This is a genomic window from Anaerosphaera aminiphila DSM 21120, assembly GCF_900129925.1.
Classification (GTDB): domain Bacteria; phylum Bacillota; class Clostridia; order Tissierellales; family Peptoniphilaceae; genus Anaerosphaera; species Anaerosphaera aminiphila.
Window position 1 is genome coordinate 1 of the sequence record NZ_FQXI01000023.1, and the last position, 10,815, is coordinate 10,815.

General features: G+C 32.0%; 12 protein-coding genes and 1 pseudogene. 5 read left to right on the top strand and 8 right to left on the bottom strand.

What is annotated here, in order from left to right; genetic code table 11:
• Together BUB47_RS09425 and BUB47_RS09430 are read right to left on the bottom strand one after the other, a co-directional pair.
• Window positions 1–187: transposase (locus tag BUB47_RS09425; RefSeq protein WP_143270641.1), on the bottom strand; the 187-nt coding region annotated here is incomplete at its 3' end.
• 130 nt (window positions 188–317) lie between these two features.
• Window positions 318–1,223, bottom strand: a complete 906-nt coding sequence (locus tag BUB47_RS09430) for an NAD(P)/FAD-dependent oxidoreductase (protein WP_073185714.1) — start codon at window positions 1,221–1,223, stop codon at window positions 318–320.
• 210 nt (window positions 1,224–1,433) lie between these two features.
• On the opposite strand from BUB47_RS09430, the gene BUB47_RS09435 reads away from it, so the two are divergent.
• Window positions 1,434–2,420: a copper amine oxidase N-terminal domain-containing protein gene (locus BUB47_RS09435; RefSeq protein ID WP_073185716.1), complete on the top strand. Its 987-nt coding sequence runs from the start codon at window positions 1,434–1,436 to the stop codon at window positions 2,418–2,420.
• Window positions 2,421–2,539: 119 nt separating this feature from the next.
• The gene (locus BUB47_RS09440) at window positions 2,540–3,562 is read left to right on the top strand and encodes a pirin family protein (RefSeq protein ID WP_073185717.1); all 1,023 of its coding nucleotides are present in this window, start codon (window positions 2,540–2,542) and stop codon (window positions 3,560–3,562) included.
• A gap of 52 nt (window positions 3,563–3,614) precedes the next feature.
• Here the strand turns inward: BUB47_RS09440 and BUB47_RS09445 are convergent, their stop codons facing one another.
• From BUB47_RS09445 to BUB47_RS10205, 4 genes and pseudogenes are all read right to left on the bottom strand, one after another.
• On the bottom strand, window positions 3,615–4,778 hold the full coding sequence (locus tag BUB47_RS09445) for an amidohydrolase (RefSeq protein WP_083529210.1): 1,164 nt from the start codon (window positions 4,776–4,778) through the stop codon (window positions 3,615–3,617).
• A gap of 231 nt (window positions 4,779–5,009) precedes the next feature.
• Window positions 5,010–6,173 carry a M20/M25/M40 family metallo-hydrolase gene (locus tag BUB47_RS09450; protein ID WP_073185719.1) on the bottom strand — a complete coding sequence of 388 codons (1,164 nt, stop codon included), beginning with the start codon at window positions 6,171–6,173 and terminating at the stop codon, window positions 5,010–5,012.
• A 96-nt stretch (window positions 6,174–6,269) separates the two neighbouring features.
• Window positions 6,270–7,289, bottom strand: coding sequence for a Na+/H+ antiporter NhaC family protein (locus tag BUB47_RS09455; RefSeq protein WP_327021503.1), 1,020 nt, complete (start codon window positions 7,287–7,289; stop codon window positions 6,270–6,272).
• Between the two features lie 39 nt (window positions 7,290–7,328).
• Window positions 7,329–7,534, bottom strand: a pseudogene (locus BUB47_RS10205) (sodium:proton antiporter); the annotation flags it as partial.
• 302 nt (window positions 7,535–7,836) lie between these two features.
• On the opposite strand from BUB47_RS10205, the gene BUB47_RS10175 reads away from it, so the two are divergent.
• The 3 genes from BUB47_RS10175 (at window position 7,837) to BUB47_RS10260 (ending at window position 8,858) form a co-directional block, all read left to right on the top strand.
• Window positions 7,837–7,962 (top strand): hypothetical protein, encoded by a 126-nt coding sequence (locus BUB47_RS10175; protein WP_268761876.1) that lies wholly within the window; start codon window positions 7,837–7,839, stop codon window positions 7,960–7,962.
• A complete protein-coding gene (locus BUB47_RS09465; protein WP_073185723.1) occupies window positions 7,953–8,246 on the top strand; it encodes a DUF4352 domain-containing protein in 294 nt (97 codons plus the stop codon). The genes BUB47_RS10175 and BUB47_RS09465 overlap by 10 nt, the downstream gene beginning before the upstream one ends.
• Window positions 8,247–8,726: 480 nt before the next feature.
• Complete coding sequence (locus BUB47_RS10260) at window positions 8,727–8,858, top strand: hypothetical protein (protein ID WP_456059150.1); 132 nt, start codon at window positions 8,727–8,729, stop codon at window positions 8,856–8,858.
• Window positions 8,859–9,019: 161 nt separating this feature from the next.
• Here BUB47_RS10260 and BUB47_RS10035 read toward each other — a convergent pair whose 3' ends face one another.
• On the bottom strand, window positions 9,020–9,172 hold the full coding sequence (locus tag BUB47_RS10035) for a hypothetical protein (RefSeq protein ID WP_159430551.1): 153 nt from the start codon (window positions 9,170–9,172) through the stop codon (window positions 9,020–9,022).
• A gap of 272 nt (window positions 9,173–9,444) precedes the next feature.
• On the bottom strand, window positions 9,445–10,815 hold a 1,371-nt coding region (locus BUB47_RS09475; RefSeq protein ID WP_143270642.1), incomplete at its 5' end, for an S-layer homology domain-containing protein.

Consider the following 10,815-nt stretch of genomic DNA (forward strand, 5'->3'; position numbering starts at 1 on the left):
TGTTACTGTGTCTTACACGTTGGAGTCTATAGTCATGAATTCTTGTAGTAGGCTGTTTACAACAAGGACAAATACCTGTATTATTAGTAGACTTAATAGAAACTTCTATGGTTTCACTATTTTCTGTTATATTTGTTACAATAATATCTTTAATATTGAGAAGTTTTTGTATATAATTATCTTGCACGTATTTCACCCTTTCTATTTGGTTTAGTCACTTTATATGGTAAAGGATTTTTGGGATACGTGCATTCTTTTTTTGCAAAAAAATAAATGTTGGAGTACTCACCCCAACATTTATTATAGAACCTTTTTATTTACTTTAAATATTTAGAAACTTCTATTGCTGCTATTGCACCGTCAGATATAGATGTTGATATTTGACGCACTTGTTTCACTCTAATGTTTCCTGCAGCGTATATTCCGTCTATACTTGTTCTCATATTTTCATCTGCTACAATATATCCATTGTCCAATTTTAATTCTGAAAAGGGCTGTGTATTTGGTTTTGAACCCATGTAGTAAAATATCCCGGCCCCCGGTTTTTTTAACACCTTTTCTTCGTTGCTTAAGTTATCTCTTATGTGAACTTCTTCCACTTCTCTTTCTCCAGTAACAGAAACTACTGAACTGTGTAAGTGCACATCTATATTAGGAGCTTTGCTGATTGGAACTGAAAACTCAGGCACTGCCACTAACTCTTCCTCTATTACAACCATATCTACATGGAATACTTGCTTTGATAAGTACAGTGCTTCTTTAGCTGCACCATCAGAACCACCTATTACAATTACATCACTATATCTATTTGCATATTTTGACGCAAAGTTATGTAGGTGTTCTTCAAAAATCGAACTTGAAGATTCAAATTCGGGTATGTTCTGGGTTTCACCGGAAGCTATAATAACAGTTTTTGCCTTAAATGTTTCTCCACCGCAAATTACCATCTTTTCTTTGCCTAAAAGTGAAGAATCTGTCACCTTTTTTTGTAATACTTCTACTCCACTTCCCTTTAACTGTGCATCAAGTGTTTTAGAAAACACCTCTCCGGATTCACCTGTTGGAAAGCCTGTGAAGTGCGTAATATTTGAAACTTTTTTTAAAGTTCCTCCACTGCACTCACTTTGTTCTAAGACAAGTGTATTCAGTCCTCTGCTTGCAGCATAAAGAGCTGAACTCACGCCTGCCGGTCCGGCACCTATAATTATTAAGTCATATAACATAATATCTCTCCTTTTATTTCCCTTACATTTTCTCTGGCATTAGTAAAAGTCAGAAAGAGACCATTTATAATCTCACTACTTTTATAATATCACTACTGTTTTTTCCCTACAAGAGTATTTGTAATATTAAATAAGCTTGTTTAAATTTTAGTCTATTCTTAACTTATGAGTTATAATTAAAGTAAGAAAATATTAAAAAAGGGTGATTTTATGTTTAAAAAATTATTGATAATACCAATGTTAATTGTAGCTCTTCTTCCGGTCAATGCATTTGCAGAAACTGAAGCTCAAACTTTAAAAGACCAATACACTATTCACAACGGAACTGTTCAAGCTATATCCAGTTCTCAAAAAACAGCTGATGAAAATAAAGATACTGACAATAAAAACAACGAAGACCAATTTTCTGAAATTTTGTTTGAATATAGCGAAGGTGACGCCACAAATAAGATTAGACTTTCTATTTCTAAAGACACTTTAATTGTAAATGCAAATACTTTAGAAAAAATAAAGAGTGTAGATGAAATAACTGTGGGAAATAAAATTTCTGTTGCATATCCTTCATTAACTCCAATGGCAATGAGCAATCCTCCTATGTTATCTCCTAAATTAATAGTAGTTCAAAGTGAAACTCCTCTTAATATTAAAATAGATAAATTTGACAATTCTTTAATCAGTTCTGACAACATGTTAAAGTTAAATATTTCAGATAATGTTAAGACCATAGATGTAAGTGGAGAAAAAGTATCTATAGAGGATAATTACAATAAAATTGCTGCGGTTTTATACGGCGTATCTACCAGAAGCATTCCCGCCCAAACTAATCCTGATATGATTATAGTATTAGAAGATAGTCTTTCAGGTGAGCTAAATATATCTGAAGTAAAAATTAAAGATAAAAATTTAATATTAAAAAACAATATAATTAATAATGATGTACCCTTACTTCCACTTAGAGAAATCTCAGAAAATTTAAACTTTAAATTAACTTGGAATGAAGCTGACAAGTCCATTAAAATTGAAAAAGATGGTACTGTTATTTCAACTATTGTAGATAACTCATACAAGGAAAATTCTGAAAGTACAATAGCTAAGCCTCAAAGAAATAAGGGTGTAACATATGTACCAGTTGAATTTTTTAGAGATATGCTAAATGTTAATGTAACTTTAACTGATGGCATTTACAATTTTAACTAAAACACCTTTAAAGGTGTTTTTTTATGCCCTTTACTAAAACGGTAACTGTTAAATAATTGGGTATAATTATTTATAGACAGATTATTTTTAAAATTATTTGTATGACAAAGGAGATAAAAATGAAAAATAAGATTATAAGCAAAGAACCCATTGGATTGAGACTTCCCGTGAAATCTCCATATATAATAACTGCGCATCACTATGACTTATATCCTAAGGGAAATAATAAAATGGAGCCTACTTACTATATTGACGGCCGAGATATTGGACAAGATTTTGACGAAAGTGAGCCATGGCGTATGTACCACGGAAAGAAAATTCCAGGTTTTCCAGTTCATCCTCACAGAGGTTTTGAAACTATAACTATTGTAGAAGAAGGATTTGTAGATCACACAGATAGTGACGGTTCCACAGGACGTTATGGCAATGGAGATGTCCAATGGATGACTGCAGGTTCCGGAATGCAACACTGTGAAATGTTTCCTCTTATAAATGAAAATAGTGAAAACCACCTTAATCTATTTCAAATTTGGCTAAATCTCCCTAAAAAAAGTAAAATGGTAACACCTTACTATAAAATGCTTTGGGCAGAAGATATTCCAATTGTTGAAGAGATAGACGAAAATAACAAAAAAACTAAAATAAAATTAATTGCCGGAAATTATAAAGATATCAAAGCACCAAACCCAGCTCCTGATTCTTGGGCTGCCGATGAAGAAAACAATGTGACTATTTGGCTAATTGAACTTGAGCCTAACGCTAAATTTTCACTTAGACCAACAACTTCAACAGCTAGCAGAATGATATACTACTATTCAGGAGATACTATTTCAATTGAAGGCACTGAACTTTCTAAAAATTACGCTGCTGAACTTGTTTCAGACGAAGAGATATTAATAACTAACGGAAGTGAAAAAAGTAATATTCTCCTTCTTGAAGGTGAGCCTATTAATGAGCCAATAGCTGCTTACGGTCCTTTCGTAATGAATACTGAGCAAGAAATCTACGTTGCATTTAATGACTATGAAAAAACTCAATTTGGCGGTTGGCCATGGTCTGCAGGAGACCCTGTAAATCCTAAAGACTCAGGCCGATTTTCTAAATTAAAAGATGGAAGCACTGAGTATCCACCTAAAAATTAATATAAAAAAAATAATGACTACCATTTAACTGGAAGTCATTATTTTTTTATATTTAACTGTTAAATTCTGCTTTGATTTTCTTTAGTTCATCAGGATTTTCTAATAACCTTGCAATAAATCCATCTATTAATATACTTCCATTATATATTGCCTGCTCAGATTTTTCTGACTTTACCAATTCTGCAAATTTTCTTGTGTGAAGAGCCACATCTTCATCTGTTATGGCAATCATTGGGTGAAATGCCGGACATCTATAGCTTACGCTACCTATATCTGATGAGCCTGTTGCAGCTTTTGATATTTCATACTTTATATTGTAATCTTCCATTACGCTTTTAATTATATCTGTTCCACTTTCCAAATAGTTCATATCTCTATATGGATAGTCTAAAAGCTTAATCTCTGACTTTGTTTGAGTTGCCCTTGCGCATCCTTCAACTATATCTCTAACCCATGGTATTAATTCTCCATCTAGGTACTTTGAAGAATTTGACCTAAATCTATATTTTCCCTTTGCCTTTTCAGGAATAATATTTGTAGCCACTCCCCCATCTAAAATAATACCTTCAACTTGTGTACTAGGTCTAAGGTTTTTTCTAATCATGTCAAAACCATGAATAGATAACATTAATCCATCTAATGCCGACCTTCCATCCCAAGGACTTGCAGCGGCGTGAGAGGGCTTTCCTGTAAACTCTATCTCATATGCCTGAAGTGCTAAAAAACGTGTATTCGGCATACTAGTGTTGCTTAGATGCACCATTATAACTGCATCATACTTATCAAAAACTCCTCCATCTGCCATAGGAGTTTTTATTCCCTTCACTTCTTCATCAGGAGTTCCTATTATATCTATGTTTGCGTTAATTAAATGCTCGTTATCTTTTAATGCAAGAGCTGACAAAACCGATATTGCCGCACTTGCCGAATGACCACAACCATGCCCAACATCTGGAAGAGCGTCATATTCTGTAAGTATTGCCAAATTTACATTTGAATTTTTATTCTCAATAACTTTTCCAAAAAATGCCGTTTCAAAACCAAAAAAAATTCTCTCAGCTTTTATTCCATGTTTATTTAATAGTTCCACTATTTTTTTACTGGATTCAAATTCTTCACTGGAAAGCTCCGGATTATTTGCCAAACTATAATTTAATTCAAAAGCCTCTTTACTGAATTTTTCTATACTCTTAGTTAACATATTTTCTAGTTTCAAATTACTACCTCCTTAGTTATGTATATATGATAAGTATAATACAAATTCCTTTTAATTTGTAAATCTATTAAAAATAAAAACAGCACTTGCCAAATTGACAAGCACTGTTCAAATTTTAATTAATGTATTTAATGTTTAGAATCTTAGAAAAATTATTTATTATATCTAAAGCATACTTTCATACCCCATATTTATAAATATAATATTTTCTCTTTCCACTTATTTATAAATTTACATTCTATCAAATTCTTCTCTTATTGCTTTTAATTTTTCAGGATCTTCAAGTATTCTTGCCAAAAATCCGTCAATTACTGTAGCTCCATTTATAATACATGGCTTTGACTTCTCAGATATTACCACATCTGCAAATGCCTTTGAGTGAAGTGCCAAGTCCTCATCTGTTATTGCAACTGATGGATGAAATGATGGACATCTATAGCTTACATTGCCCATATCTGAAGATGCTCCCGGTGTATCCATTACAAAGTACTCCATTCCATAATCTATCATAACACTTTCTATTACATCTACACCACTTTGCAAATACTTCATATCACTAAACGGATATCCAAAAGGCACAATTTCAACTTTTGTCTGAGTTGCCATTGCACAGCCATTTACAGCATCTCTTGCCCAAGGTACTAATTCATCTTTTACATACTTAGCTGAATCAGACCTAAATGTGTACTTTCCTCTGGCTTTTTCAGAAATAATATTTGTTGCAACTCCACCTTTTTGAATAAATCCTTCTATAATGGTATGTGGTTTTGCACATTTTCTCATCATATCAAAAGCATGTATTGAAAGCATTAGTCCATCAAGAGCAGACCTTCCATTCCAAGGACTTGCCGCTGCATGTGATGGTTTACCAGTGAATTCTAACTCATAAGTTTCAAAGGCAAGCATTCTCCAGTTGGGAATATTTTTAGTATCTAAGTGTACCATTATGGCACAGTCATACTTGTCAAACACTCCTCCATCAGCCATTGGAATTTTCATTCCCACATCTTCTTCATTAGGTGTTCCTATTATGTCTACATTTGCATTGACTATATCTTCATTGTCCTTTAGTGCAAGTGCCGCTAAAACTGATATTGCGGCGCTTGCTGAGTGTCCACAAGCATGCCCAACTTCTGGAAGTGCGTCGTATTCAGTACATATAGCTATGTTTATATTTGAGTCTTTTTTTTCAACCACTCTTCCAAAAAATGCAGTATCAATTCCAAAAAACTTTTCTTCAGCTTTTATGTCATACTTATTTAATACTTCCACAATTTTTTTACATGAGCCATATTCCTCACCGGAAATTTCAGGGTGATTAAATAAATACTCATTAAGTGCAAATGCCTCTTCCTTATGAGCTTCAATGCTCTTCATTAATTTTTTTTCTAACATTTTTATTCACTCCTTTATTAAATATTTTAATTTTAAAAAATATTTAGTTCTTACTTCTTCATAATCTTTGATTCAATATATTTTACTTTAATTATCTTATAAAAATAATGGCCAAATTATTCCCACCAACATCAATGGTATTACAAAAAACACAAATTGTGGTACACAAGTATCCCAAATGTGATCATGTTGTCCGTCTGCATTAAGTCCAGATGTTGGTCCAAGTGTTGTATCTGATGCCGGTGAAAAACCCAATTTTTGAGCTAGAGGAACATAAACTGCTGCAAGTATTGGAACAGTTCCAAAAGAAGTTCCCACTCCAAGTACAATTACAAGCCCAAGCATTATCATCATAAAAGAACCTGCCAGTTTTGAACCGCCCAGTACGCTAAATGCTGTACCAACAAGGTCTTCTACTCCTCCGGAGTTTATAATGACATTGGCATAACCAGACGCCAAGAGCATTACAAAGGCAATAAAGCCCATTAGACCTATTCCGCCTTCTAATATATCTTGTAGTTCTCCCCATTTTATTACTCTAGTAATTAATAAAAATGTTAAAGCCGCTAAAGCTCCCAGTGGCAGTGACTCAGTCATTAGTTGAACTACTAGTGCAATTACACCTGCAACTAGACAGAGCCAGTGTTTAAGTTCCACTTTCATTGGTTGGTCATTAATTAATTTTTGGTGATTTTCATCTGTTTCACCAAGTTCTTCTACATCTTTATATTCTCTATCTTTGGAAAAATAAATCAGTCCCAGTATTAAACCTACAAACATTGCAAGACCAGCCATCCAGTTTGTCTTCCAAATAAGAGACGATTCAATACTGAGACCAGCTTTTGCTAAAGAATCCCTTATAAGTCCATGGTATATTGCTCCGTACGCTATTGGCAAAGTTATATAAGTGGACTTTAGTCCAAATCCGAAGCAAATTGACAACATTCTCCTGTCCATTTTCATCTTATTCATAAGCGTTAACAGTGGTGGTATTAATATTGGAATAAATGCAATGTGAACCGGTATTATAGTACCTGAAGCTATTGAAACAAGTACTATAATAAAAGCCAAAACAAATTTATTGCCCTTTACCATTGAGCCAATTTTCTTTGCCAAAATATCAGCTGCTCCAGTTTTATTAATAGTGTATACAAGCGCCCCTAGTAAAACGTAACTAAGGGCTGTATTTGCATTTCCACCCATTCCATTAAAAATGTAAGCATTGTACCTGAAAGGTAATTTCCGGACGCTAATCCTGCTGTCAATGCAGCAACTATTAATGCTATAAAGACAGGTAATTTTAGTAAACATAATATAGCTAATACCAAAACTGATATTACTACAGGGTTTAAAAGTATCATTTTCTACTCCATAAAAATTTAAATTTTATTAGAGGTATTATAACACATATCTATAAAATCAACGTCTAATCCATACTAAAATTAATTAAATTAACTTTTAAAATATTAATTTATAACATTGAACTCTAAAACACTAATATTGCCTGTATCAACTGATGTTTAACTAATAGTAAATGCTCTATGATTATGGCATAATTTAATAAAATATATATTTCTAACAAGGAGAAATGACAATAAAAAAATATTTACTTATTACCGTGCTATTATTAACATTACTTACAGGTTGTGGATCTTCAAGCAAAGTGAAAGTAGCATACGTAAACAAAAAATATGAAGTAGGCACAAGTGTCAAATTTGATGACTATGAAATTACTCTAGAAGAAGCCAAAATGGTTCAAGATAAAAAAATTCAAATGCAATGCAGCTAAAATTTTCATGGAAAAACAACAGTAAAGAAACAAGATCATTTGTTGGAGCTTTTAGCTTAAAAGCTAATCAAGAAGATAAAAAGCTATATAGCTTTGCTACAGGAGTTGAAACTAACAATAATGGTTTAGAAATAGAACCTAACTCTACTGTTAATGATGTTTATGCATGGTTTCGCCTAAGAGGTAGAGAAAATATCACTCTACAAATTTATAAAACAGAACAACATACATCTGTTGGGGATCCAATTACCTATAGTGTTCCTGTCATTTTAGAAAATAAATAACATTTTGTAGCTTGATTTTTATAAAAAAGCTCTAAAATAATAAGCGTATACCCAAAATTTTTTACAATATAAATTAACTAAGCCAAATAGAAAGAGTGAAATACATGTAAAATAATTATATCCAAAAACTTTTCAATATTAAAGATATTTATATAATTAAGGTTACAGAAAATAAAAGTACTACAGAAGTTTCTACTAACAATATAGTTGTTTTCCCTTGTTGCAAACAACCTACTACAAGAATTCATGACTCATGACTATAGACTCCAACATGTAAGAAACAGTAATATTGGATTAGGGCAATTATATCCACTTCTTCGCAAAAAACAATTTATATGTAACAAAGGTTTCTATGAATCTTTAAACTTTTCAGGAGAATACAAAAGAATATATTTTTATTTTGTTAAAAAATCTAAAAATACTAGCCCTCTAAAATTTATATCTAAAAAACACTTCATTATTTTGAAAGCAGATTTACCAATGGAAGAACTTAAGGATTTAACAATAAAATTAAAGTTATTAAACGAGTATCCTATGGATACCGTATTTTTGAGACCTTTAAGAAAAGGATTTTGTGGTGTTGCGGTTAATTTAAACAAAAAATTAGAATAAAAATTGAGGTAGGAAAAAACCTACCCCAACATTTGACAATGAACCTTAAAAAATGAAAAATGATTCAAGCATCTCTACCTGAACCATTTTTCATTTTTTGTTTTATTTTTCAAATAAGTTTTTAACTAGTTAATTATATTTTCTTTATTTAATCCAAATTATCACTTGGCATTTTCATTCACAATTTCAAAGCCTACTGTTGATTCATTTTTAATACTTTCATTTTTAATACTTTCATTTTCGTCTTTTTTTCCACATCCAAAACAAGCTAACATCAAAGTTGACAATAATAAAACAATATATAATTTTTTCACAATCTAATACTCCTTCCATAAATTCAAAAATTAATAATGAATTTATTATACTATACGACCTAATAATGTCAATAATTTTATTAAACCTTCTCTTAAACATTTGAATATAAAAGCATAGACTATTAACAAATCTAACAAATCGCTCTCTGCAATCAAATCATTCCCATACTAATTTACATTTAAATAAATTATTTATATTATTTGACATAAAGGCAGAGCATATACTCCACCTCCATGTCAAATAAACATTAACTGACATTATAATTTTAAAGTTATTTTGTTGGGTTTAGTCTAATCCAATTTTCTGTTGTTGATGTTGGTCTTGTATAATCATGTCCATTACTAGCTTCTTGTATGTCATAGTAAGACCATCTACTCATTTCAACATCGCTGTATTTCTTAATTGAATTTATATTGTCTTTTATAAATTCTTTATCAGCATATCTTTCATGTTTCTTGTTTAGAATTGTTACAGTTTCCTCTCTACTAATATTTCTATCAGGTCTAAATGTTCCATCTGGATAACCATTCACCCAACCATTTGCATAAGCAGAATCTATAAATCTCTTAGCCCAGTGTGATGAAGATACATCTCCAAAACTAGATCCACTTGATGACAGACTTGCAAATCTACTTACTGCTGCGGCAAACTCTGCTCTTGTTATAGCTTTGTTTGGCTTAAATGATCCATCTGGATATCCTTCCATTATTCCCTTATTGGTAGCTTGGGCTACTGCGTTAGAATACCAATCTGCACCTTTTACATCTGAGTATCCCTTACTTGAAGTTGCAGATATAATTAGAGAATTATTGTCTAATCTTACTAACATAGCTGCTACTTCTGCTCTTGTTATACTCTTTTGTGGTCCAAATGTTCCATTTGGATATCCTTCAATATAAGCAATATGCTCTTTTTCAGGAACTATCGGCTTACTACTAGTAAATGACCACCATCCACTTTCGTCTCTTTCCACTTCTATTTCTGGTCCCGGTACACGTTCACCGTCAATATATCCAATATTTTTAATAATTGTTCCTTCAGTCGAACGTCTTACTTTTACTTCTATAGTAATAGTAAATTCTTCTCCCGCTTTAATTACAGGAACTACATATTCTACTAGTTGTCCATATCCCTTATAAGCTTCTTTTGGATTTACAGATACTATGTCTAAAGAGTTTGGTATATCATCACTCATCTTAACATTTTTAGCATCTATATCCCCAATATTTTTTGCTGTCAAATAATATTTATAAGTGTCTCCAATATTAACTTTATTACCATATTTAATATTTGAAGTCTTAGTTCCTAATATTTTAGCTTCGCCATCCGGTACTACTACTGGTGGGTCTATTGTTGGTACTTCTTCATCATCTACTACTGCTACGTTATCAAGTACTGTTCCTGCAGCCACATCATCATTTACTTTTACTGTTATCTTTAATACTGCTTCTGCATCTGGTGCTAGATTTGCTACTGTAAACTTAACATTTTGTCCATCTCTTTCTGATGCTGGATCTGTACTTACTATTGTTAAGTTATCACTAATCTTATCTGTTACCTCGATCTTTTCTTTTGTTGCACTTGTTGTGTTTTTAACTGTTATAAAGTAGTCAAATTCTCCACCTGGTTTTACTTCTTTTAC

Bases quoted from the DNA above. Each gene is read 5' to 3' on its own strand.
- BUB47_RS09430 (WP_073185714.1), bottom strand. From the start codon at position 1,223: ATGTTATATGACTTAATAATTATAGGTGCCGGACCGGCAGGCGTGAGT.
- BUB47_RS09435 (WP_073185716.1), top strand. From the start codon at position 1,434: ATGTTTAAAAAATTATTGATAATACCAATGTTAATTGTAGCTCTTCTT.
- BUB47_RS09440 (WP_073185717.1), top strand. From the start codon at position 2,540: ATGAAAAATAAGATTATAAGCAAAGAACCCATTGGATTGAGACTTCCC.
- BUB47_RS09450 (WP_073185719.1), bottom strand. From the start codon at position 6,173: ATGTTAGAAAAAAAATTAATGAAGAGCATTGAAGCTCATAAGGAAGAG.
- BUB47_RS09465 (WP_073185723.1), top strand. From the start codon at position 7,953: ATGCAGCTAAAATTTTCATGGAAAAACAACAGTAAAGAAACAAGATCA.
- BUB47_RS10260 (WP_456059150.1), top strand. From the start codon at position 8,727: ATGGAAGAACTTAAGGATTTAACAATAAAATTAAAGTTATTAAACGAG.